At 63.8% G+C, this 23,053-nt stretch carries 26 protein-coding genes; 25 read left to right on the forward strand and 1 reads right to left on the reverse strand.

Annotation, left to right across the window (positions count from 1 at the left end):
• The first annotated feature begins 77 nt into the window (after window positions 1-77).
• From ACQY5B_RS09095 to ACQY5B_RS09215, 25 genes are all read left to right on the forward strand, one after another.
• A complete protein-coding gene (locus tag ACQY5B_RS09095; protein ID WP_420325527.1) occupies window positions 78-653 on the forward strand; it encodes a hypothetical protein in 576 nt (191 codons plus the stop codon).
• A 234-nt stretch (window positions 654-887) separates the two neighbouring features.
• Window positions 888-1,556: a helix-hairpin-helix domain-containing protein gene (locus tag ACQY5B_RS09100; protein ID WP_420325526.1), complete on the forward strand. Its 669-nt coding sequence runs from the start codon at window positions 888-890 to the stop codon at window positions 1,554-1,556.
• Between the two features lie 13 nt (window positions 1,557-1,569).
• Window positions 1,570-1,788: a DUF5337 domain-containing protein gene (locus ACQY5B_RS09105; RefSeq protein WP_420325525.1), complete on the forward strand. Its 219-nt coding sequence runs from the start codon at window positions 1,570-1,572 to the stop codon at window positions 1,786-1,788.
• A 3-nt stretch (window positions 1,789-1,791) separates the two neighbouring features.
• Window positions 1,792-3,090 carry an NADH-quinone oxidoreductase subunit NuoF gene (gene nuoF / locus ACQY5B_RS09110; RefSeq protein ID WP_420325524.1) on the forward strand — a complete coding sequence of 433 codons (1,299 nt, stop codon included), beginning with the start codon at window positions 1,792-1,794 and terminating at the stop codon, window positions 3,088-3,090.
• Between the two features lie 226 nt (window positions 3,091-3,316).
• Complete coding sequence (locus ACQY5B_RS09115; protein WP_420325523.1) at window positions 3,317-3,790, forward strand: DUF3291 domain-containing protein; 474 nt, start codon at window positions 3,317-3,319, stop codon at window positions 3,788-3,790.
• A gap of 75 nt (window positions 3,791-3,865) precedes the next feature.
• The gene (locus ACQY5B_RS09120; RefSeq protein ID WP_305968362.1) at window positions 3,866-4,348 is read left to right on the forward strand and encodes a DUF3291 domain-containing protein; all 483 of its coding nucleotides are present in this window, start codon (window positions 3,866-3,868) and stop codon (window positions 4,346-4,348) included.
• Between the two features lie 293 nt (window positions 4,349-4,641).
• Window positions 4,642-4,992 carry a hypothetical protein gene (locus ACQY5B_RS09125; RefSeq protein WP_420325521.1) on the forward strand — a complete coding sequence of 117 codons (351 nt, stop codon included), beginning with the start codon at window positions 4,642-4,644 and terminating at the stop codon, window positions 4,990-4,992.
• 126 nt (window positions 4,993-5,118) lie between these two features.
• Window positions 5,119-5,511, forward strand: a complete 393-nt coding sequence (locus ACQY5B_RS09130; protein WP_420325520.1) for a DUF5333 domain-containing protein — start codon at window positions 5,119-5,121, stop codon at window positions 5,509-5,511.
• Window positions 5,512-5,723: 212 nt separating this feature from the next.
• The gene (gene nuoG, locus ACQY5B_RS09135; protein ID WP_420325519.1) at window positions 5,724-7,709 is read left to right on the forward strand and encodes an NADH-quinone oxidoreductase subunit NuoG; all 1,986 of its coding nucleotides are present in this window, start codon (window positions 5,724-5,726) and stop codon (window positions 7,707-7,709) included.
• Window position 7,710: 1 nt separating this feature from the next.
• A complete protein-coding gene (locus ACQY5B_RS09140; protein ID WP_420325518.1) occupies window positions 7,711-8,106 on the forward strand; it encodes a YNQ4 family lipoprotein in 396 nt (131 codons plus the stop codon).
• 7 nt (window positions 8,107-8,113) lie between these two features.
• A complete protein-coding gene (nuoH, locus tag ACQY5B_RS09145; RefSeq protein WP_420325517.1) occupies window positions 8,114-9,151 on the forward strand; it encodes an NADH-quinone oxidoreductase subunit NuoH in 1,038 nt (345 codons plus the stop codon).
• A gap of 83 nt (window positions 9,152-9,234) precedes the next feature.
• A complete protein-coding gene (nuoI, locus tag ACQY5B_RS09150) occupies window positions 9,235-9,729 on the forward strand; it encodes an NADH-quinone oxidoreductase subunit NuoI (RefSeq protein ID WP_043143624.1) in 495 nt (164 codons plus the stop codon).
• A 24-nt stretch (window positions 9,730-9,753) separates the two neighbouring features.
• Window positions 9,754-10,260 carry a hypothetical protein gene (locus ACQY5B_RS09155; RefSeq protein ID WP_420325516.1) on the forward strand — a complete coding sequence of 169 codons (507 nt, stop codon included), beginning with the start codon at window positions 9,754-9,756 and terminating at the stop codon, window positions 10,258-10,260.
• Entirely contained in the window at window positions 10,257-10,667 is a 411-nt protein-coding gene (locus ACQY5B_RS09160) for a carboxymuconolactone decarboxylase family protein (RefSeq protein WP_305968355.1), read from the forward strand. The genes ACQY5B_RS09155 and ACQY5B_RS09160 overlap by 4 nt, the downstream gene beginning before the upstream one ends.
• On the forward strand, window positions 10,664-11,266 hold the full coding sequence (locus ACQY5B_RS09165) for an NADH-quinone oxidoreductase subunit J (protein ID WP_305968354.1): 603 nt from the start codon (window positions 10,664-10,666) through the stop codon (window positions 11,264-11,266). The genes ACQY5B_RS09160 and ACQY5B_RS09165 overlap by 4 nt, the downstream gene beginning before the upstream one ends.
• On the forward strand, window positions 11,263-11,457 hold the full coding sequence (locus ACQY5B_RS09170; protein ID WP_305968353.1) for a hypothetical protein: 195 nt from the start codon (window positions 11,263-11,265) through the stop codon (window positions 11,455-11,457). Before ACQY5B_RS09165 ends, ACQY5B_RS09170 begins: the two co-directional genes overlap by 4 nt.
• Window positions 11,458-11,629: 172 nt before the next feature.
• On the forward strand, window positions 11,630-11,935 hold the full coding sequence (gene nuoK, locus ACQY5B_RS09175) for an NADH-quinone oxidoreductase subunit NuoK (protein WP_023849383.1): 306 nt from the start codon (window positions 11,630-11,632) through the stop codon (window positions 11,933-11,935).
• Between the two features lie 6 nt (window positions 11,936-11,941).
• Window positions 11,942-14,059 carry an NADH-quinone oxidoreductase subunit L gene (gene nuoL, locus ACQY5B_RS09180; protein WP_420325514.1) on the forward strand — a complete coding sequence of 706 codons (2,118 nt, stop codon included), beginning with the start codon at window positions 11,942-11,944 and terminating at the stop codon, window positions 14,057-14,059.
• The gene (locus ACQY5B_RS09185) at window positions 14,059-14,331 is read left to right on the forward strand and encodes a hypothetical protein (protein ID WP_094019776.1); all 273 of its coding nucleotides are present in this window, start codon (window positions 14,059-14,061) and stop codon (window positions 14,329-14,331) included. Before nuoL ends, ACQY5B_RS09185 begins: the two co-directional genes overlap by 1 nt.
• The gene (locus ACQY5B_RS09190) at window positions 14,324-15,892 is read left to right on the forward strand and encodes an NADH-quinone oxidoreductase subunit M (protein ID WP_420325513.1); all 1,569 of its coding nucleotides are present in this window, start codon (window positions 14,324-14,326) and stop codon (window positions 15,890-15,892) included. Before ACQY5B_RS09185 ends, ACQY5B_RS09190 begins: the two co-directional genes overlap by 8 nt.
• A gap of 13 nt (window positions 15,893-15,905) precedes the next feature.
• Window positions 15,906-17,348 carry an NADH-quinone oxidoreductase subunit NuoN gene (gene nuoN / locus ACQY5B_RS09195; protein ID WP_420325512.1) on the forward strand — a complete coding sequence of 481 codons (1,443 nt, stop codon included), beginning with the start codon at window positions 15,906-15,908 and terminating at the stop codon, window positions 17,346-17,348.
• 129 nt (window positions 17,349-17,477) lie between these two features.
• Entirely contained in the window at window positions 17,478-18,221 is a 744-nt protein-coding gene (locus tag ACQY5B_RS09200; protein ID WP_420325511.1) for a biotin--[acetyl-CoA-carboxylase] ligase, read from the forward strand.
• A gap of 9 nt (window positions 18,222-18,230) precedes the next feature.
• Complete coding sequence (locus tag ACQY5B_RS09205; protein WP_305968348.1) at window positions 18,231-19,013, forward strand: type III pantothenate kinase; 783 nt, start codon at window positions 18,231-18,233, stop codon at window positions 19,011-19,013.
• Window positions 19,010-20,677 (forward strand): ribonuclease J, encoded by a 1,668-nt coding sequence (locus tag ACQY5B_RS09210; RefSeq protein WP_420325510.1) that lies wholly within the window; start codon window positions 19,010-19,012, stop codon window positions 20,675-20,677. The genes ACQY5B_RS09205 and ACQY5B_RS09210 overlap by 4 nt, the downstream gene beginning before the upstream one ends.
• 71 nt (window positions 20,678-20,748) lie before the next feature.
• Complete coding sequence (locus ACQY5B_RS09215; protein ID WP_420325508.1) at window positions 20,749-21,444, forward strand: hypothetical protein; 696 nt, start codon at window positions 20,749-20,751, stop codon at window positions 21,442-21,444.
• A 45-nt stretch (window positions 21,445-21,489) separates the two neighbouring features.
• Here the strand turns inward: ACQY5B_RS09215 and ACQY5B_RS09220 are convergent, their stop codons facing one another.
• Complete coding sequence (locus ACQY5B_RS09220) at window positions 21,490-22,890, reverse strand: DEAD/DEAH box helicase (RefSeq protein ID WP_420325507.1); 1,401 nt, start codon at window positions 22,888-22,890, stop codon at window positions 21,490-21,492.
• Between the last annotated feature and the right edge of the window lie 163 nt (window positions 22,891-23,053).

Here is a 23,053-nt window from a genome sequence, read left to right on the forward strand (position 1 = left end):
TCTGATAGCCGCGGCCTCCCTTTTTCGTGATACTCCGGTCCAGACAGGACCGGATATCGGCGACAGGGAGGAACGTCATGGAGGATCAGGCTGGGCAGGGGAACTGCAGCAGGTTGAGTTGGGGATTGGCGGCCGTGGCCGCCTTTCTCGTTTTCGTATTGTTGCTGACGCTGGGCGACTGGATGGGGATTCAGGCGGCCATTGCGGCGGGCGTGACGCTCGTCGTTCTCGGGCTGCTGTTCTCCAGGCTGTTCTGTGCCAGCGCGGCAAAGGCCCCGACCCCCACCACGCGGCCTGCGCCACAGCCCAAGGCCCCCCCGGCACCGCAGCCGGAGAGGATCCCCGAGGCAGAGCCTGCGCCCGCAGCGCACGAGAGCGCCGACAACGGGCCACTTGTCAAACCCAGCGGCGCCTTGCCGGGAGAGGAAGACCTTGCCAGCCGCAAGGGCAATTGGACCTATGGTGGCGACAGCGTGGCAGAGGCGGACCCGGCCCCGACCAAAGAGGCCGCGGAACCAAGTCCCCAACCAGCGCCTGCCGCGGCCCGCTCCGATGCCACCGAGGCACCGCTGGTCAAGACCGGCACGGTGCTGGCAGGCGAGGCGGAACTGGCCTCGCGCCGGGGCAGCTGGACCTATACGCCAAGCGGCTGATCGCCCGGGGCCGAAGGCGCCGCATGCGCGACGGATTGCTGGTTACAGAGTGGTCAAACCCGCTGTCGCGGCGCCTGAAACGGGGATGCGACAAAGCCATACCTTGCGTGCCGCGGCGCAGTATGTCAGGCGTGGCACCGGCACTGTTGGGGAGGAACGGCGCTAAGACACGCGCAGGATGCTGCGCCCGTTTAGTGGAGCGAGAACGTGACCATGACGACCCCGATCTATTCTATGACACCTGACTTTATGCCGCTGATGCGCATGATGCAGCTTCAGACGCGCTTTGCGTTGGAAGCCAGCCAGGGAATGATGAAACTGGCCATGATGCCCTGGACCGGAATGCCGGCGGGTTTCGGCTCGATCTGCACGCCGATGGGCGGCGTGACGGTTGCGGCTTCGGTGACGACCACCGAAGAGGCAGCCCCGGTCGAGGACGTGGCCGAGACCACCGTGGTCGAGGCCACGGCAGAGCCGGTGGCCGAACCGGAAGTGACCGTCGAGGAAACCGTGGCTGAGACCGTTGCGGACGTTGCGGAACCTGTGGCGGAACCGGCACCGGCCCCCGTGGCCACCCCCGAAAAGGTTGAGACGGCGCCTGTCGCGGAACCCGCCGCGCCTGCGGCCGCACCGGCGTCCGAAGCGGAGGTTGAAGCCGTCCCCGCGATGGTCAAGCCCGCCGCGCTGAAGGCGCCCAAGGGCGAAGCAGACGACCTGACCGTTCTGAACGGTGTCGGCCCGAAACTGGCGGAGGCGCTGAACGCCGAGGGGATCTACCATTTCTCGCAGATCGCGGCCTGGACCGGGGAAAACGTCGCCTGGGTCGACGAGAACCTGGCCGGTGTACGCGGCCGGGCCTCGCGCAACGGCTGGGTGGCGCAGGCCGCCGAACTTGTGAAATAAGGCTCAGGCGGCAATGGCCGGGAAGCAGGACCACAACCGGAGAGGCCGCGTCATTGCGCTGGTGATCGTCGGGACGGCTCTCGGCTGGGTCGCGGCAAATGTGATCGGCGCAGCGGTGGACCTGAGCCACCGCTGGCGCGCGCTTTTCGACCTTGCTGCAATTGGTGGCTTTGTCTGGGCGCTGTGGATGTTATACGGGCTCTGGCGGGAGCGCCAGGAACACAAGGATTGAGAGATGCTAGCTGACCAGGACCGGATCTTTACCAACCTCTACGGCATGCATGACCGCACCCTCGACGGCGCGAAAAAGCGTGGCCACTGGGACGGGACAAAGGATCTGATCGCCAAGGGGCGTGACTGGATCATCGAGGAAATGAAGGCGTCGGGCCTGCGTGGTCGTGGCGGCGCCGGTTTCCCAACCGGCCTGAAGTGGTCCTTCATGCCCAAGGAATCGGACGGGCGTCCGGCCTACCTGGTGGTCAATGCCGACGAATCCGAGCCGGGCACCTGCAAGGACCGCGAGATCATGCGTCACGATCCGCATACGCTGATCGAAGGCTGCCTGATCGCCAGCTTCGCGATGCAGGCCCATGCCTGCTACATCTATATCCGCGGCGAATACATCCGCGAGCGTGAGGCCCTGCAAGCCGCCATCGACGAGGCCTATGACGCGGGCCTGCTGGGCAAGAACGCCGCCGGCTCGGGCTGGGATTTCGAGCTGTTCCTGCACCACGGTGCGGGCGCCTATATCTGCGGTGAGGAAACCGCCCTGCTGGAAAGCCTCGAAGGCAAGAAGGGCATGCCCCGGATGAAACCGCCGTTCCCGGCGGGCGCGGGCCTTTATGGCTGCCCGACCACGGTGAACAACGTCGAATCCATCGCCGTCGTGCCGACGATCCTGCGTCGGGGGGCCGAGTGGTTCTCGTCCTTCGGACGCGACAACAACAAAGGCACCAAGCTGTTCGCGGTCTCGGGCCATGTGAACACCCCCTGCGTCGTCGAAGAGGCGATGTCGATCACCTTCGAAGAGTTGATCGACAAGCATTGTGGCGGCATCCGTGGCGGCTGGGACAACCTCAAGGCCGTGATCCCCGGCGGGTCCTCGGTGCCTTGCGTGCGCGGCGAAAAGATGCGCGACGCGATCATGGATTTCGATTACCTGCGCGGCGAGCTCGGCTCGGGGCTTGGCACGGCGGCGGTGATCGTGATGGACAAGGACACCGACATCATCAAGGCGATCTGGCGTCTGGCCAAGTTCTACAAGCACGAAAGCTGTGGCCAGTGCACCCCGTGCCGCGAAGGCACCGGCTGGATGATGCGGGTGATGGAACGGCTGGTGAAGGGTGAGGCCGACGAAGAAGAGATCGACATGCTCTGGGACGTGACCAAGCAGGTCGAGGGCCACACGATCTGTGCGCTCGGCGACGCCGCGGCCTGGCCGATCCAGGGCCTGATCCGCAATTTCCGCGACGAGATCGAGGACCGCATCAAGGCGCAGAAGACCGGACGTCTCAGCGCCGTCGCCGCGGAATAAACGTGGCACCCTCCGATGTTGTCAGGGCCTCCTGCCGATCGGCGGGGGGCCTTTTTCGTTTGGCGCCGACCGCGCTGGCACAGGACAAATTCCCGAATGAACCCACCGAAGAGGTGATCCACTTGGGACCGCCTTTCGACGTCTTTTCCGTCCGCCACCGGCTATGGGATGCGCATGAGCGACCGGGCGCGTGGTCCTGTTCCGATCTGTGTCGGAAAGACGGCCGATGATCGGCTGGCACCTGGCCGAGTTCAACATCGGCATTCTGAGACACGATTGGGACGATCCGCGCATCGCCGATTTCCGCGATAACCTAGATCGGGTCTTTGCGGTTGCGGAGCGCAGCCCGGGCTATGTCTGGCACATGCCGGAGGACCAGATGGACGCGGCGCAAACGGATGTGGGCGGACCCTTGGGCGGTAATCCCCGGACCGCGTCGACCCTGTCGGTCTGGCGCGATCTGCCGTGCCTCGAACATTTCGTCTGGCAGACCGTACACCGGCGGTTCTACGATCGGCGCGCGGAATGGTTCGATGCCGCAGGGCAGGGGCTGCGGCTGGTGATGTGGTGGGTGCCCGAGGGTCACCGTCCCGGAATCGCTGAGGCGGCGGGCAAGCTGCACCACCTGGCAAGGGCAGGCGAGAGCGACGCGGCCTTCGGCTGGACCCATGCCCGCAAGCGATGGGCTGCATCCGCATAATTCATTGGGCGTGGCGGGGGCCGCGCGCTACAGCTTCGGGACCTTTGGTCGACTGGGTTTCAGAAAGGACATCACATGCACTTGGCGGAATTGAATGTCGGGCGACTACTGGCCCCAACTGATGACCCGCGCGTGGCCGAGTTCATGGCAAACCTCGACCGGATCAACGGGCTGGGCAAACGGATGCCGGGCTTTGTCTGGATGATGGAAGGCTCGGGCGAACCGGGCACCGGCAACACCGAGGCCAAGATCGATGGCGATCCGCAGTTCGTGTCCAACCTGACGGTCTGGGAGGACGTGGAAAGCCTGGAACGCTTTGTCTGGGGCACCATCCACAAGCAGTTCTATGACCGTCGCGCCGAGTGGTTCGAGATCATGGGAGAACAGCATTTCGTCATGTGGTGGGTGCCGAAGGGACACCGGCCGACGCTGGACGAAGCTCTGGAACGTCTGGAGATGCGCAAGACACAGGGCGATACGGAGGCGGCCTTTGGCTGGTCGTACCTGCCGGAGGCCCAGTTGTGGCGGGCAAGACACTGCACGCCCGAGGCCGTCTGAGCCTTGATCCGTTTTGGCCGGGAGGGGCGGTTCGATCCAAGGCGCGGGGCGCCCGCTCCTTGACCTCTTGCCCGGCAGGCGCGACAGTGCGCGCGACGCGCGGCCCCTGTTTGGCATGCGCACGAGGCGAGCAGGAAAGACACGGATTGGAATGATGAAATCGATTTTGGGAGCGGCTGTGCCGATCGCGCCGCTGGCGCCCGTGGCGCAAACGGAAATCGTCCTGTCCAAGAGTTCCGTGTCTGACGGCCAGCTCTGTCAATTCGAGGTACTGTGCCGGGGAGGCCAATAAGATGATGACTCGGGTGGTGTGCATTCTGGCCCTCGCGGCCACGATTGGTGGTTGCGGGCGCGTCGGGATCTTCAAGTCGGACGAACCGGTGTTCGACGGTCAGCGTTTTCGCGCCGTCGTGAAGGCCGAACGCAAGAACCGGCAGGTCTTTACCGTGACCGTGCACCAAGTATCGAAATCGGTCGAGGGCGCGCGCGCTGCGGCCAATTACAAGGCCAAGCAGCACTGCATTCAGTATTTCGGCACGTCCGAGATCGACTGGACCGTGGCGCCGGATGCCGATGCGCAGACATTGCGCGTGGTGGACGACACCCTGACCTTCCGGGGCAGCTGTCGCGACGAGGCGGCCTGAGGGGCGCAAAGGCGCGCCGGATGCGTGGATCCTTGCCGAAACGAAGGTCGGCAGACCGTCGATATTGAATATCGGGCGCGTCTGCCCCCACCTGAAGGGCAACAGCCTGATAACGGAGGGCCGCGTATGCGCCTGATTCTCATTTCCATCGTCAGCATGACCCTGGCGCTTCCCGCCGTGGCCAAGCCGCCCCTGCGCGAGGTCAGAGAAATCGACGACGGGCTGATGGCGATCGCGATCGCGGATGAGATCCGCAGGAATTGCGATGACCTGCAGCCGCGCATGGTTCGTGCCTATCGCCAGATCAAGGCATTGGAGAAACGCGCCAAGGCCCTGGGCTATTCCGACACCGAGATCGACGACTACGTGAATTCCGACAAAGAAAAGAAACGGATGCGCAGCAAGGCCGAGACCTGGCTGAACTCGCAGGGGGTGAATCCCAAGGACACCCGCGCCCTGTGCAAGTTCGGGCGGGACGACATTTCACGCAGCGGGCCGGTCGGTTACTTCCTGCGATGAGTCGGATGCAGACTGCCATCGGGCGGTACATATTCAACTTTTGTGATCACGATGACGCGGTGCACGGAGAAAACTCGTGCGCCGCGTCGTTTTTTCCTGCCTTTTCGCTGCACCTGCATCTGGTATCGTCCGGCGGACCACGATAGAACCCCGAGGACTGCGGCCTGCCTGCCAGCGGGCGCTGCCAGCCGAAGAACGGGAGAGGCACGGGCATGTCCGATACGCGAAAGATCATCATCGACGGGCAGGAGATCGAGGTGGACGGGGCCATGACCCTGATCCAGGCCTGTGAAGAGGCCGGGATCGAAGTTCCACGCTTCTGCTATCACGAACGGCTGTCGATCGCCGGCAACTGCCGCATGTGCCTTGTCGAGGTCGTGGGCGGTCCGCCCAAGCCGGCCGCCTCCTGCGCCATGCAGGTGCGCGACATGCGCCCGGGGCGCAACGGCGAGCCGCCGGAAATCAGGACCAACTCGCCGATGGTCAAGAAGGCCCGCGAGGGGGTGATGGAGTTCCTGCTCATCAACCACCCGCTGGATTGCCCGATCTGCGACCAGGGCGGCGAATGCGACCTGCAGGACCAGGCGATGGCCTACGGCGTCGATTTCAGCCGGTTCCGCGAGGCCAAGCGCGCGGTGGACGACCTGGACCTGGGTCCTCTGGTCGAAACCCACATGACTCGCTGCATCTCCTGCACCCGCTGCGTGCGCTTCACCACAGAGGTCGCGGGCATCACCCAGATGGGCCAGACCGGCCGCGGTGAGGATGCCGAGATCACCTCGTACCTGAACGAGACGCTCGATTCGAACCTGCAGGGCAACATCATCGACCTGTGCCCGGTGGGCGCGCTGGTGTCGAAGCCCTACGCCTTTACCGCGCGTCCCTGGGAACTGACCAAGACCGAGACCATCGACGTGATGGACGCGCTCGGGTCCAATATCCGGGTCGATACCAAGGGCCGCGAAGTCATGCGGATCCTGCCGCGCAACCATGACGGCGTGAACGAGGAATGGATTTCTGACAAGACGCGCTTTGTCTGGGATGGGCTGCGCCGCCAGCGTCTGGATCGGCCCTATGTTCGCGAAAACGGCAAGCTGCGTCCCGCAAGCTGGCCCGAGGCGCTGGGGGTTGCCGCCAAGGCGATCAAGGGTGCCGAGAAACTGGCCGGCCTCGTGGGCGATCTTGCCCCGGTCGAGGCGATCTATTCGCTGAAAACGCTGGTCGAAGGGCAAGGCGGTGCCGTCGAAAGCCGGACCGACGGAGCCAAACTGCCAGCGGGCAACCGTTCGGGCTATGTCGGCAATGTCGCCATCGAGGATATCGACACCGCAAGTGAGATCATCCTTGTCGGCACCAACCCGCGCGACGAGGCGCCGGTGCTGAACGCGCGTATCCGCAAGGCATGGGCCAATGGCGCCAAGGTCAAGCGCGTCGGCCCCGCCGTCGACCTGACCTATGACGTCGAGGACTGTGGCGCGGGCCGCGATGCACTGTCCAATCTGACCGCCGGTGACGATGCCATCGTGATCGTCGGGCAGGGTGCCCTGAACGAAGCGGACGGCGCCGCGGTTTTGGGCGCCTGCATGGCGCTGTCGGGCCGGATGCTGGTGCTGCACACCGCAGCCAGCCGCGTTGGCGCGCTGGACGTGGGGGCTGTGAACGAGCGCGGCATGGAGGCCGTGCAAGAGGCCGACGTGATCTACAACCTCGGCGCCGACGAAGTCGAGATCGGCGAAGGCGCCTTCGTGATCTACCAGGGCAGCCACGGCGACCGTGGCGCGCACCGCGCCGACGTGATCCTGCCTGCCGCCGCCTACACTGAGGAGCAGGGACTTTTCGTCAATACCGAGGGCCGTCCGCAGATCGCTCTGCGCAGTGGGTTCGCCCCGGGCGAGGCCAAGGAAAACTGGGCCATTCTTCGGGCGCTTTCGGCCGAGGTCGGGGCGCAGCTCCCTTGGGACAGCCTTGCGCAACTGCGTCAGGCGCTGGTCAAGGACGTGCCGCACCTGCAGCAGATCGACGAAGTGCCCGAGAACGACTGGCAACCGCTGGAGGCGGGCAAGTTGGGAGATGCGGAGTTCCGCTACGCCGTGCGCGATTTCTACCTGACCAACCCGATCGCCCGTGCCTCCGAACTGATGGCGGAACTGTCGAAACAGGCGCGCGATCGCGCCGCTGCGCCGCTGGCGGCGCAGTAACTTGCGCGGCTTGGCGATCATAACGCTACTGGTGATTGCCACCGGGCTGTCGGCCTGCACCGAAGAGGCCGTCTCCGACGCGCCTTTCACGCCGACCTATGCCGGGATCGAGACCCGGCTTCTGGACGGCGATCTGGTGCAGTTCGAGGTCGAGATGCGCGGCGCCCGGGACGAGGGCGACGTCAAGGATTACGCCGAATGCGCAGCCGCGCAATACGCGCTGATCCGGGGTTACGGTTTTGCGCGTCATTTGCGCACGACCGTTTACGAAGAGGGTGGCCTATGGCGTGGAGATGCGGTTTACACCATCTCGGCAGCGCTGCCCCGCGGGCTCAAGACCATCGACGCCGAAGTGGCGGCGCTGGCCTGTGCCGAGAACGGAATACCGATGGTGTGAGGACCTGATGGAAAACTTCTTCGCCACGCCTCTGGGCACCTTTGTCATCATCTTCGCGCAATGCCTTGCGGTGCTGGGCTTCGTGATGGTGTCGCTACTTTTCCTCGTCTACGGCGACCGCAAGATCTGGGCGGCCGTCCAGATGCGGCGCGGCCCGAACGTGGTCGGCATCTACGGCCTGCTGCAGACCGTGGCAGACGCGTTGAAATACGTCGTCAAGGAAGTGGTGATCCCGGCAGGGTCGGACCGCACGGTCTTCATGCTGGCGCCGCTGACCAGTTTCGTGCTGGCGATGATCGCCTGGGCTGTCATCCCCTTCGGTGATACCTGGGTCCTGTCCGACATCAACGTGGCGATCCTCTATGTCTTCGCGGTCTCCTCGCTTGAGGTCTACGGCGTGATCATGGGCGGCTGGGCCTCGAACTCGAAATACCCCTTCCTGGGTTCGCTGCGCTCTGCGGCGCAGATGATCTCTTACGAGGTCTCCATCGGTCTGATCATCATCGGCGTCATCATCTCGACCGGTTCGATGAACTTCGGCGACATCGTCGATGCGCAGGACGGTGCTTACGGCTTCTTCAGCTGGTACTGGTTGCCGCATTTCCCGATGGTCTTCCTGTTCTTCATCTCGGCCCTGGCCGAGACCAACCGCCCGCCCTTCGACCTGCCGGAGGCGGAATCGGAACTGGTGGCCGGCTACCAGGTGGAATATTCGGCAACGCCCTTCCTGCTGTTCATGGCCGGTGAATACATCGCCATCTTCCTGATGTGCGCGCTGACCTCGCTGCTGTTCTTCGGTGGCTGGCTGTCGCCGATCCCGGGGCTGCCGGACGGGGCTCTGTGGATGGTCGGCAAGATGGCCTTCTTCTTCTTCATCTTCGCGATGGTGAAGGCGATCACGCCGCGTTACCGCTATGACCAGCTGATGCGCCTGGGCTGGAAGGTCTTCCTGCCGTTCTCGCTGGTCTGGGTGGTCTTTGTTGCCTTCGCGGCGAAATTCGGCTGGTTCTTTGACGGCTATGCCCGCTGGGTTACGGGGGGCTGAGATGCTGCGCGAGCCCATGAAACTGCGATCGCTGCAGGGCACGTGCCCCGGCGGCAAACCAACGGCACAGGAGCAAGGATAGAATGGCGACCATCGACTACGGCCGGGCCGCGAAATACTTTCTGCTCGCGGATTTCGTGAAGGGATTTCAGCTGGGCCTGAAATATTTCTTCGCGCCCAAGGCCACGGTGAACTACCCGCACGAGAAGGGTCCGCTGAGCCCCAGGTTCCGCGGCGAACACGCGCTGCGGCGGTATCCCAACGGTGAAGAGCGCTGCATCGCCTGCAAACTGTGCGAGGCGATCTGCCCGGCGCAGGCCATCACCATCGACGCGGAACCCCGCGACGACGGCAGCCGACGCACCACGCGCTACGACATCGACATGACGAAATGCATCTACTGCGGCTTCTGCCAGGAAGCCTGCCCGGTGGATGCCATCGTCGAAGGCCCGAACTTCGAGTTCTCGACCGAAACACGCGAGGAACTCTACTACGACAAGGCCAAGCTGCTGGAAAACGGCGAACGCTGGGAAGCCGAGATCGCCCGCAACCTGGAACTTGACGCGCCGTATCGCTGACCCACGACAGGACCCGCACGCCCCATGTCTCGCCGACTGAACTCCCTGATCGCTCTCAGCGCGCTTGCCCTTGCGGCGGGCGGCGGAGTTGCGCAGGAGCCGGGCAGCGACGCCTGGAACGAGCGGCGTGCGGCACTGTTCTCGAAGGTCTGCATGGGGACGGCGCCGGGATATGCCGATTTCGCGGCCACCGCGCGCGAGGCCGGTTTGACCCGACAGGATGGTGTCTGGGTGGCCGAGCCGGAAATCGTGGTGAACCTGGTCGAACACGACGGGTTCTGCGACTGTATAATGAGCGTGTCGGCCCCGGATCAGGCGGGAATGGTGGATGCGATCTTTGCCCGGCTGATCGCCGATCACGGAGAGCAATTCACCGGTTTGCCCGATGGCCTGGCCAGCGTGGCCCCGTTCCGGCGCGAAGGTGTCGAAGTGGTTTCGATCCTTGAGCCGCGAGAGTATGACGGCACCAAGTGGCTGTCGGCCCGCACAGCGGTTGTCGGCACATGCCCTGCGCTGGAGGCTGGCCAATGAGCGACAGTAACAAGACCCCTTTCGAGCTGATGATGGCCCAGGCCCAGGAAATGGCCAAGGCTTTCAATCCGGCCATGAGCAGTTTCGACCCCAAGGGTTTCGAAAAGCTCTGGCCGACCATGTCCAAGGACGCAATGGAGATGTGGTTCGGCAAGGGCATCTCCAAGCAGGGCCTGGACGCCAAGACGCGCCTGCTGCTGACCCTGTCGGGTCTGACCATGCAGGGCGCGCAGGCCGAAACACCGTTCCGCCTGACCGTGCGCCACGCGCTCGAAGCGGGCGCGACCGAAGAAGAAATCGCCGAGACCATCGGACATATGTCGATGTTCGCAGGCATTCCCGCGATGACCCGCGCAATGGAACTTGCGCGCGAAGTCATCAATGAACACAAGGATGACGAGACATGATGGTCTTTGCCTTCTACCTCTTCGCACTCGGCGCCATCGCGGGCGGCCTGTTCACCGTGGTCAGCCGCAACCCGGTGCACTCGGTGCTCTGGCTGATCCTGGCCTTCCTGTCGTCGGCGGGGCTTTTCGTGCTGATGGGCGCGGAATTCGTCGCCATGCTGCTCGTGATCGTCTACGTCGGCGCGGTCGCGGTGCTGTTCCTGTTTGTCGTCATGATGCTGGACGTGGATTTCGCCGAACTGAAGGCGGAAATGGCGCGCTACATGCCGCTGGCCCTGCTGATCGGCCTGGTGATCCTGATGCAGCTGGCAATGGCCTTTGGCGCATGGCAGGCCTCTGACATGGCGGCGGGCCAATTGGCGCAACCCATGCCCGAGGGGATGCACAACACCCAGGCGCTGGGGATGATCCTCTATGACGAATACTTTCTGCTGTTCCAGCTTGCCGGGCTGATCCTGCTGGTTGCCATGATCGGTGCCATCGTTCTGACCCTGCGCCATCGCCAAGACGTCAAGCGCCAGGACATCCTGGCGCAGATGTACCGCGATCCGGCCAAGGCGATGGAACTCAAGGACGTCAAGCCGGGGCAGGGGCTTTGAGCGGGTTCTGGGACGTGGTCCTGTCCCCGACGGGGCTGATGCTCTACGCCGGGTTCTGGGCCTTCAAGATCGTGGCGGGGGCCTGGATCCTGCGGCGGGCCATGCTGCTGCTGCCCGTCCGGGCCCAAGTCTGGACAGAGGACCGGCTGGCCAGGCTGAAACTGCGAGGGCGCCGTCGCCCCTTGGGGTGACCCGCGCGGCGCGTAGACTGACAAGAGGTCGCGGATCAGATCCGGGACAGGGGGCAGAGGACCCCACAGGGCCCGCATCCAGACGGGCCGCAAGAGCGAAAGAGGGCCCCGGCATCCGCGCGGGGCACGATTTGGAAGACCAAAAGCGGGCGACAGGCCCGGAGGGACGCACATGATCGGATTGGAACATTACCTGACGGTGGCGGCGGTGCTTTTCGTCATCGGCATCTTCGGGCTCTTCCTGAACCGCAAGAACGTCATCATCCTGCTCATGAGCATCGAGCTGATGCTGCTGGCGGTGAACATCAACCTCGTCGCCTTCTCGACCCACCTGGGCGATCTCGTGGGGCAGGTCTTTACCCTCTTCGTGCTGACCGTCGCCGCCGCCGAGGCCGCCATCGGCCTGGCGATCCTGGTCTGCTTCTTCCGCAACCGCGGCACCATCGCCGTGGAAGACGTCAACGTGATGAAAGGCTAAAGCCTCATGGAGAGCATCATCCTCTTTGCGCCCCTCGCGGGCGCCCTGATCGCGGGCTTTGGCTGGAAGCTGACCGGCATCCGCGGTGCCCAGTGGATCACCACCGGCCTGCTGTTCCTGGCCTGTGCCTTTTCCTGGATCATCTTCTTTACCCACGGTCCGGACACGCAGCACATCCAGGTCATGCGCTGGATCGAAAGCGGCACGCTGTCGACCGACTGGTCGATCCGGCTGGACCGGCTGACCTCGATCATGCTGATCGTCGTCACCACGGTTTCGGCGCTCGTGCACCTGTATTCCTTCGGCTACATGGCGCATGACGACAACTTCAAGGAAGGCGAGGAGAGCTACAAGCCGCGCTTCTTCGCCTACCTGTCGTTCTTCACCTTCGCCATGCTGATGCTGGTCACCTCGGACAACCTGGTGCAGATGTTCTTTGGCTGGGAAGGCGTGGGCGTCGCCTCCTACCTGCTGATCGGTTTCTACTACCGCAAGCCCTCGGCCAATGCCGCCGCCATCAAGGCCTTCGTGGTCAACCGGGTCGGCGACTTCGGCTTTGCGCTGGGGATCTTCGCGCTGTTCTTCCTGACCGACAGCATCAAGTTCGACGACATCTTTGCCGCCGCGCCCGAACTCGCGGAAACGCAGCTGACCTTCCTCTGGACCAGCTGGAACGCGGCCGAGCTGGTGGCCTTCCTGCTGTTCATCGGCGCGATGGGCAAATCGGCCCAGTTCATCCTGCACACCTGGTTGCCGGATGCGATGGAAGGCCCGACCCCCGTGTCGGCCCTGATCCACGCGGCAACCATGGTCACCGCGGGTGTCTTCCTGGTCTGCCGCATGTCGCCGGTCATGGAATTCGCCCCGAACGCGACCGCGTTCATCACCTTCCTCGGGGCGGTGACGGCCTTTTTTGCCGCGACCGTGGGCCTGGTGCAGAACGACATCAAGCGCGTGATCGCCTATTCGACCTGTTCGCAGCTGGGCTACATGTTCGTGGCGGCGGGCGTGGGCGTCTACTCGGTCGCCATGTTCCACCTCTTCACGCATGCCTTCTTCAAGGCGATGCTCTTCCTTGGGGCCGGGTCGGTGATCCACGGGATGCACCACGAACAGGACATGCGGAACTACGGCGGACTGCGGAAAAAGCTGCCCTATACCTTCTGGGCGATGATGATCGGGACGCTGGCCATCACCGGTGTCGGCATTCCGCTGACCACCATCGGCTTTGCCGGGTTCCTGTCCAAGGACGCCGTGATCGAGAGCGCCTATGCCGGCACCAACGGCGGCTTTGCCTTCTGGGCGCTGGTCATCGCGGCGCTGTTCACCAGCTTCTACAGCTGGCGCCTGATGTTCCTGACCTTCTACGGCAAGCCGCGCGGCGACAAGCATACGCATGAGCATGCCCACGAAAGCCCGACCGTCATGCTGGCCCCGCTGGCCGTGCTGGCGCTTGGCGCAGTCTTCTCGGGGATGATCTGGTACGCCTCGTTCTTCGGCAAGGAGGACTACGTCAACAAGTTCTTCGGCATTCCGGTGGCAGAGGCGGCAGAGCATGGCGAAGCCGCCGATGCGGGCCACGGGGCCGCGGATGATCATGCCGCACCGGCGGCCGATCACGGGGACGATCACGCCGCGCCGGCGGGCGATCATGCGGCGGTCGCCGCGCCCGGCGCTGGGGCCATCTACATGGCGCCGGACAACCACGTCCTGCACGACGCGCACTATGTCCCGAAATGGGTCAAGATCTCTCCGTTCATCGCCATGGTGCTCGGCTTTGTGGTGGCCTTCTGGTTCTACATCGTGAACCCGAAACTGCCCGCGACCCTGGCCGAGAACCAGCGCCCGCTGTACCTCTTCCTGCTGAACAAGTGGTACATCGACGAGATCTATAACTTTCTCTTCGTCCGGCCTGCCTTTGCGCTGGGGCGCATCCTGTGGAAGGGCGGTGACGAGTCGATCATCAAGGGCGGCATCAACGGCCTTGCCATGGGGATCATCCCCTTCTTCACCCGGCTCGCCGGCAGGGCACAGTCCGGTTACATCTTTACCTATGCCTTCTGGATGGTGATCGGGATCGCGGTCTTCATCACCTGGATGACGCTCAGCGGAGGGGCGCACTAATGGCGCTTGTTTTTCTACTGTTCGTGCTGGGCGTGATTGCGTCCGCATTGGGCGCTTGGCTTGATCGTGGCACCGACCAATCCCGGCGGTGGGGATTGACGCGGATGATCGGTGGGATCGTCATGGTTCTGGCGCTTTTTCTGGGATTGGGCGTTGTTGGTTTGATCGTGTCGATCAAATTCTCTTGGTTGCCAATCGTCGTGTACTGTGTGTGTCTTGCTCTATGTGTGGCGGTCTTGAGCCTGGACAAAAGGGAGAAAGCCAATGGATAACCTGCTTTCCATCGTCACCTTCCTGCCCGCGCTGGCGGCCCTGATCCTGGGCCTTTTCCTGCGCGGCGACGACGCGGCGGCACAACGCAATGCCAAGTGGCTTGCGCTGATTGCGACGACGGCGACCTTCGTCATCTCGCTCTTCATCCTGTTCCAGTTCGACGCCGGCAACACCGGCTTCCAGATGCTGGAAGAGCGCGAATGGCTCTTGGGCCTCAGCTACCGCATGGGCGTTGACGGGATCAGCGTGCTGTTTGTCATGCTGACCACCTTCATGATGCCGCTGGTCATCGCGGCCAGCTGGGACGTCAGCCACCGGGTCAAGGAATACATGATCGCCTTCCTTGTGCTGGAAACGCTGATGCTGGGCGTCTTCATGGCGCTGGACCTGGTCCTGTTCTACCTCTTCTTCGAGGCGGGCCTGATCCCGATGTTCCTGATCATCGGCATCTGGGGCGGCAAGGACCGGATCTACGCCAGCTTCAAGTTCTTTCTCTACACCTTCCTCGGCTCGGTGCTGATGCTGGTTGCCATGGTGGCGATGTATTCCGACGCGGGCACCACCTGCATCGGCGGTTGTGATGTCTCGCTGTTGAAACACAACTTCGCCTCCGAGAGCTTCAGCATCCTGGGTGTGCAGATCATCGGTGGTATGCAGACGATGCTGTTCATCGCCTTCTTCGCCAGCTTCGCGGTCAAGATGCCGATGTGGCCGGTTCACACCTGGCTGCCCGAGGCGCACGTTCAGGCCCCGACGGCGGGCTCGGTCGTGCTGGCGGCGATCCTGCTGAAGATGGGCGGCTATGGCTTCCTGCGCTTCTCGCTGGCCATGTTCCCGGTCGGCAGTGACGTGATGGCGAATTTCGTCTTCACCCTGTCGGTGATCGCGATCATCTACACCTCGCTGGTGGCGCTGGTGCAGGAGGACATGAAGAAGCTGATCGCCTACTCGTCCGTCGCGCACATGGGCTATGTCACCATGGGCATCTTCGCCGCCAACCAGCAGGGCGTTGATGGCGCGATCTTCCAGATGATCAGCCACGGTTTCATCTCGGGCGCGCTCTTCCTTTGCGTCGGCGTGATCTATGACCGGATGCATACCCGCGAAATCGAGGCCTACGGCGGTCTGGTGAACCGGATGCCGGCCTATGCGCTGATCTTCATGCTGTTCACCATGGCGAACGTCGGCCTGCCGGGGACCTCTGGTTTCATCGGGGAATTCCTGACGCTGATGGGCATCTTCCAGGTCAACACCTGGGTGGCGGCAGGCGCCGCGACCGGCGTGATCCTGTCGGCGGCCTACGCGCTGTGGCTGTACCGCCGCGTTGTCATGGGCGATCTGATCAAGGAAAGCCTGAAGACCATCAAGGACATGACCACGCGCGAAAAGGCGATCTTTGCGCCGCTGGTGGTCATGACGATCTGGATGGGTGTCTACCCGGCACCGATCCTCGACCGGACCGGCCCCGCGGTAGAGGCGCTGGTGACGAAATACGACACGGCGCTTGCCGCTGCCGGCCGCACAGAGGCCGACACGCAAGTGGCCGTCGCGGAACACTGAGGGAGAGCGGGACATGATCTCGGCCGATCTGAACATCATCCTGCCGGAAATCCTGCTGTCGGTCTTTGCGATGGCAGCGCTGGTGGGCGCGGTCTACTCGGGCAAGGACAAGCTGGCGCCGCTGCTGGTCTGGATCACCTCGGCGCTGTTCCTGGCGCTGGCCTTCTGGATCGCGACCACAGGGGAGGGCACGCAGGTGGCCTTCAACGGCATGTTCGTGAACGACGGGTTTGCGCGCTTTGCCAAGGTGGTGATTCTGGTGTCCGCCGGTGCCGTGCTGCTGATGAGCGAAGGCTACATGCAGCGCCGCGGCCTGTTGCGGTTCGAATATCCGCTGCTCATCACGCTGGCCGCCGTCGGCATGATGATGATGGTCTCTGCCGGTGACCTGATGGCGCTTTACATGGGGCTGGAACTGCAGTCGCTGTCGCTTTACGTCGTGGCCTCGCTGCGCCGGGACAGCGCCAAGTCCACCGAGGCGGGCCTCAAGTACTTCGTACTGGGCGCGCTGTCCTCGGGTCTGCTGCTCTATGGTGCTTCGCTGACCTACGGCTTTGCCGGAACCACGCTGTTCTCGGGCATCATCCAGACCGCGACCGATGGCGACATGCCGGTTGGTCTGCTGATCGGCCTGACCATGCTGATCGCGGGCCTGGCCTTCAAGGTTTCGGCGGTGCCCTTTCACATGTGGACGCCGGATGTCTACGAAGGCTCGCCCACTCCGGTGACGGCCTTCTTTGCAACCGCGCCCAAGGTGGCGGCGATGGCGCTGTTCGCACGCCTGATGCACGACGCCTTCGGCGAAGCGACCAGCGACTGGGGGCAGGTCATTGCCCTGCTGTCGGTCCTGTCGATGTTCCTGGGCGCGATCGCCGCGATCGGCCAGCGCGACATCAAGCGCCTGATGGCCTATTCCTCGATCGCGCACATGGGCTATGCGCTGATGGGCCTGGCCGCGGGCACCGAGTTGGGTGTGCAGGCGATGCTGATCTACATGGCGATCTACGTCACCATGAACGTCGGCACCTTTGCCTTTATCCTGTCGATGGAACGGGACGGCCAGCCGGTGACGGATATCCAGAGCCTGGGCATGTATTCGACCAAGGAGCCGGGCAAGGCACTGGCGATGCTGGTGCTGCTGTTCAGCCTTGCGGGCGTGCCGCCGCTGGTGGGTTTCTTCGGCAAGCTCTACGTGCTGCGGGCGGCTTACGATGCCGGGCTGGCCTGGCTGGCGGTTGCCGGTGTCGTCGCCTCGGTGATCGGCGCCTTCTACTACCTGCGGATCGTCTACTACATGTACTTTGGCCAGGACCGCGAGGATGCGCTGGACGGGGGCAAATCTCCGGTTCTCTGGGGGTTCCTGATGGTGTCGGCGGTGATCATGGTCGCCGGTGTGGTCAATCTCTTCGGTATCGAGGGCGCGGCGCAGGCCGCGGCTGCGACGCTGGTCAACTGATCCCGCAGCAGCGCGCCCATTCGGGCGCGCTGCGCTTTGGGGGGCGTCATGCATCTGGCATGCCCCCGTCTGTCCCCGACAGACAGTCCCCGAGGTCTTTTCGAAACCTGAGAAACAGGGGTGCGCGCCATGAACTGGCCCGAGGGCTACGGCCGACGTGTGCTGGCCGAAGTGGACAGCACCAATGCCGAAGCGGCACGGATCGCCGCCGGGCTGAGCGGCCCGGAATGGATCCTCGGGCTGCGCCAGACCGCCGCGCGCGGCAGGCGAGGGCGGCCCTGGGTCAACCCGGCAGGCAATTTCGCGGCGACACTGGTCATCCGTCCCAAGGACACGCCTGAGAAGATGGCCCTGCGGTCCTTCGTGGCCGCGCTCGCGCTTTACGATGCCCTGACCTCTGTCACCGGGACGGAAACCGGGCTGGCGCTGAAATGGCCCAATGACGTGCTGTTGAACGGCGGCAAGCTGGCCGGGATCCTGCTGGAAGGGATCGGGGGCCCGGGGGGGCACCTGGCCATCGGGATCGGGGTCAACCTCTTGGCCGCACCGGGGCGGGAGGCCGTGGAACCGGGCGCGGTGCCGCCGGTATCGCTCTTGGGGGAAACCGGGATTCGGGTCCTGCCGGAGACCTTTCTGGAGGCGCTGGCAGCCGCCTATGCCACCCATGAGGACCGGCTGACCAGCTACGGGTTCGAACCGATCAGGACGCTCTGGCTGGCGCGGGCGGCACGACTGGGAGAGGTGATCACCGCACGCACGACCCGCGACAGTGTCACTGGCGTCTTCGAGACAGTGGACGGCACCGGCCAACTTGTCCTAAAGACGCCCAAAGGCCGCGTCAGCGTGGCTGCGGCAGAGATCTTTTTCGAATAGGCGGGCCTCATGCTCTTGGCCATCGACTGTGGCAACACCAATACCGTCTTCTCGATCTGGGACGGACAGGACTTCGTCGCCACCTGGCGGACCGCGACAGAGCATCAGCGGACGGCGGACCAGTATTATGTCTGGCTGTCGACCCTGATGGAATTCCAGGGCATCGAGGCGGACATCACCGATGTCATCGTTTCGACCACGGTGCCGCGGGTTGTCTTCAACCTACGGGTTCTGGCGGACCGTTATTTCAACACGCGGCCCATCGTCGTCGGCAAACCCGACTGCGCCTTGCCTGTGGCGGTGCGCGTCGACGAAGGCACGCAGGTCGGCCCCGACCGGTTGGTGAACACCGTGGCGGGCTATGACCTTTTCGGGGGCGACCTGATCGTGGTGGATTTCGGCACGGCCACGACCTTTGACGTGGTCGACGTGGACGGGGCCTATGTCGGCGGGGTGATCGCGCCCGGCGTCAATCTCAGCCTGGAGGCGTTGCACCTGGCGGCCGCCGCCCTGCCGCATGTGGACATCACCAAGCCGCAGCGCGTGGTGGGTACCAACACGGTGACCTGCATGCAGTCCGGCGTCTTCTGGGGGTATGTCGGACTGGTGCGCGAGATCTGCTCGCGCATCAAGGCCGAGCGCGAACGCCCCATGAAGGTGATCGCCACTGGCGGCCTGGCGCCGCTGTTCCAGCAGGCGGACCCCCTGTTCGACGCTTTCGAGGAATTCCTGACCATGCATGGCCTGGTCCGCATCTACAATCACAACAAGAACAAAGAGGCCCACGCATGAGCGAGTCCCGACTGATCTACCTGCCCTTGGGCGGCGCCGGTGAAATCGGCATGAACTGCTATGTCTACGGCTATGGCAAACCCGGCGAAGAGCGGCTGATCGTCGTGGACATGGGGGTGACCTTTCCCGACATGGACACGACCCCCGGCGTCGACCTGATCCTGCCGGACATCACCTGGCTGAAAGAGAACAAGAACCGGATCGAGGCGCTCTTTGTCACCCATGCGCATGAGGACCATGTCGGCGCCGTGGGCCACACCTTTGACGCGCTGGGGGTGCCGATTTACGCCCGGGCCTTCACCGCCAATATCGCGCGCGGCAAGCTGGCCGAATACGGCGTCGAGGGGCAGGCCGTGCGGACCGTCTCGGCCTGGCCGGAGACCGTCACAGTCGGCCCGTTCAGAGTGGGATTCCTGCCGATCTCGCATTCCATTCCGGAAAGCAGCGCGCTGGTGATCGACACGCCCGCGGGCCGGGTGATCCATACCGGAGACTTCAAGCTGGACCCGACGCCGCTGGTGGGCGAAGCATGGGATCCCGCACTGTGGGAGTCCGTGTCCAAGGACGGGGTCAAGGCACTGGTCTGCGATTCCACAAACGTGTTTTCGCAACACGCGGGACGCTCCGAGGCGACGGTTGGCCCGGCGGTCGAAAAGCTGGTGAGCGAGGCGCGGAACATGGTCGTCGCGACGACCTTTGCCTCCAACGTGGCGCGGGTCAAGACGCTGGCAGAGGCGGGCGACCGCGCCGGGCGTTCGATCTGCCTGCTGGGCCGGGCCATGCGGCGGATGATCGAAGCGGCGGTGGAAACCGGTGTCCTGTCAGGCTTTCCCAAGGTCATCGGACCCGAGGATGCCGCGCAACTCCCGCGTGAGAACGTCATGCTGCTTGTCACCGGCAGCCAGGGGGAACGGCGCGCGGCCAGTGCCCAGCTGGCGCGGGGCAAGTACAACGGGATCGAACTGAAAGAAGGCGATCTGTTCCTGTTCTCCTCCAAGACGATTCCGGGCAACGAACGCGACGTGATCCGCATCATGAACCAGCTCAGCGAAAAGGGCGTGGACGTGGTGGACGACGCGATGGGCGATTACCACGTTTCCGGCCACGCCAATCGGCCTGACCTTGAAACCGTGCAGAACCTGGTCAAGCCGCAGATGGTCGTGCCGATGCACGGCGAACACCGCCACCTGCGGGAACACGTCAAGCTGGCAGGTCAGAACGGCCGCGCGGGCGTTCTGGCGGTCAATGGCATGATGATCGAATTGAGCGGCAACGAGCCGCGCGTCGTGGAATACATCGAAACCGGGCGCACCTACCTGGACGGAAGCGTGCAGATCGGCGCCCTGGACGGCATCGTGCGCGACCGTATCCGCATGGCGCTGAATGGCCATGTGGTCGTGACCGTGATCCTGGACGAGGACGACGAACCGCTGGGAGAGCCCTGGTGCGACCTGATGGGCCTGCCCGAGCAGGGCCGCAGCCACGCGCCGCTGGTCGATATCCTCGAAGAGGACCTGGCGCAGTTCATGGGCCGTGCCGGTGGCAAGACGCTGACCGACGATGACAAGCTGGAAGAAGGCCTGCGGCGGGTCGCGCGACAGACCTCGATGAACGAGATCGGCAAGAAACCCGAGGTGACGGTGGTCGTCAGCCGTCTCAGCTGATCCGGGCAGGCGGGTTGCAGGCAAGGAAAGGCTTGGGCAGGTTGCGGATGTAACCTGTCCAGGAGTCCATTATGCCGTTTCGACCCACTTTGATTGCTTTCTCTCTTGTTGCCGCCACCAGTACTGGCGCGGAACCTGCGCCGGGCACCGTTCTGGTCTATGATACGTTGAGCGCCGTGATCGGCGACACTCCGGACCAGGAGGAGATGCGGCTGACGCTGTTGCGCGCGCCCGAGGGTCTGAACGCGTTTTCGGAATGTCGCGGGCCGACGTTCTGCATGGTCTCTCTGCGTCGTGGGCTGTTTCAATACGTCCGCGCGGCCTATCCCGATGCGGGCAATTTCGATCCCTCTCGGACTTACGATCCCGATGCGTTTGACGACATGGAGATGGTGCAGAAGATCACCGTTTCCGACCAGACGGGCGGTTCCATTTTTCCCCTGGTCGACGGCAAGCGCGTCACCTGGACCGAGACCTGGGCTTCGGACGATTTCAACGCGGTCTATCACATGTCGGTCGAGCAGAACTGTTGCGTGCCCGCGGACAACCCGCTTGCACACTCCGACGAGGTATGGACGCTGACATACAAGTTTGAGGAGGTACAGTCGAACCGCGTGGCCGGCGGTGATTTCACCTATTTCTACGATCCGGAGCTTGGATGGTGGACCGGATCCAAGAGCGTGAACCGCAGCGCGCCCAGCAAGGATGCCCCATTGCGCACCTCGCTGATCGAACATCGATTGAAAGCGATCGAGGCGCCCGAGTGAGGCGCGATCCGGGCTTCGGCTGTTGCCGTAGCCCGGTTTCAGGGATCAGCTGGCGCGGCGCTCTTCAAAGCTCAGCGCGATGAATTCGGGCATGTGATCGCCCATGCCGACCACGGTCTTGTCGCGGCCACTGCCGCTGCGACGGTCCGAAGACCGACCGCTATCCTTGGAACGCGTCGGCGCCGGGCGCGAGTCGCCCTTGTCACTCTCCGAACGCCGGCTGCGGCTGCTCTTGCGTGTGCTGTCCTTGGGGGTGTCTTCCTTGACCTCGACAGGGGCCGCCGGAGCGGGCGCGCCGGCCACCGGATTGTCGATGCGCGGAATGTCCTTCTGCAGCAGTTTTTCCACCGCCTCAAAGTATTTCTCGTCCCGCGGGGTGCAGATGGTAAAGGCCTTGCCCGAGCGTCCGGCGCGACCGGTACGGCCGATGCGGTGGACGTAGTCCTCGGCGTGGCTGGGCACGTCGAAGTTGAACACATGGCTGACGGCGGGAATGTCCAGCCCGCGCGCGGCCACGTCAGAGGCGATCAGCAGGCGAACGTCTCCGCTGCGGAAACCGTCCAGAGTCTTCGTACGCTGCGACTGGTCCAGGTCACCGTGGATCGGCGAGGCATTGTAGCCGTATTTCTTGAGCGACTTCGCCACCACGTCCACGTCGATCTTGCGATTGCAGAAGATGATGGCGTTGGTGCAGGCCTCGCCCTCGGCGTCGATCAGCGCGCGCAGAACCTTGCGCTTTTCGCTGCCCTCGCGGTCCTTTCGGCTGGGTTTGAAGACAACGGCGGCCTGTTCGATGGTTTCCGAGGCGGTGGCCTGACGGGCAACCTCGATCCGCTGGGGGGCGGAGAGGAAGGTGTTGGTGATGCGCTCGATCTCGGGCGCCATCGTCGCCGAGAAGAACAGCGTCTGGCGGGTGAAGGGGGTCAGGCTGAAGATGCGCTCGATATCCGGGATGAACCCCATGTCGAGCATCCGGTCGGCCTCGTCCACTACCATGATCTCGATGCCGGTCAGCAACAGCTTGCCGCGTTCGAAATGATCCAGCAGGCGGCCCGGTGTGGCGATCAGAACGTCGACGCCCTTGTCGATCAACTGGTCCTGTTCCTTGAAGGAAACGCCGCCGATCAACAGCGCCTTGGTCAGCTTGACGTATTTGGAATAGGTGTCGAAGTTTTCCGCCACCTGTGCCGCCAGTTCCCGGGTCGGGCACAGGACAAGGCTGCGCGGCATCCGGGCGCGGGCGCGCCCACGGGCCAGCTTGCAGATCATCGGGAGGGTGAAGCTGGCGGTCTTGCCGGTGCCGGTCTGGGCGATGCCGAGGACATCCTTGCCTTCGAGCGCGTGCGGAATGGCGCCTTCCTGGATCGGCGTGGGTGTCTCGTAGCCGGCCTCTTCGACGGCTTTCAGGACTTTCGGGCTGAGGTTCAGATCAGAGAATTTGGTCATTTATGTCCGATTGGTTTGCGGACACTTTGCCTGGCCCGCGCGTCTGATGGGGAGCGGACCCGTGTGGCCCGGTGGCAGTGCATTCTTCCCCTTGGTGGCGCATCCCTTAGTGAAAACACACAGAAACGTCAATCAAAGCTTGCACCGATGGGGCGAAGGCAGG

The organism is Antarctobacter sp. (genome assembly GCF_965277915.1).
GTDB lineage: Bacteria > Pseudomonadota > Alphaproteobacteria > Rhodobacterales > Rhodobacteraceae > Antarctobacter.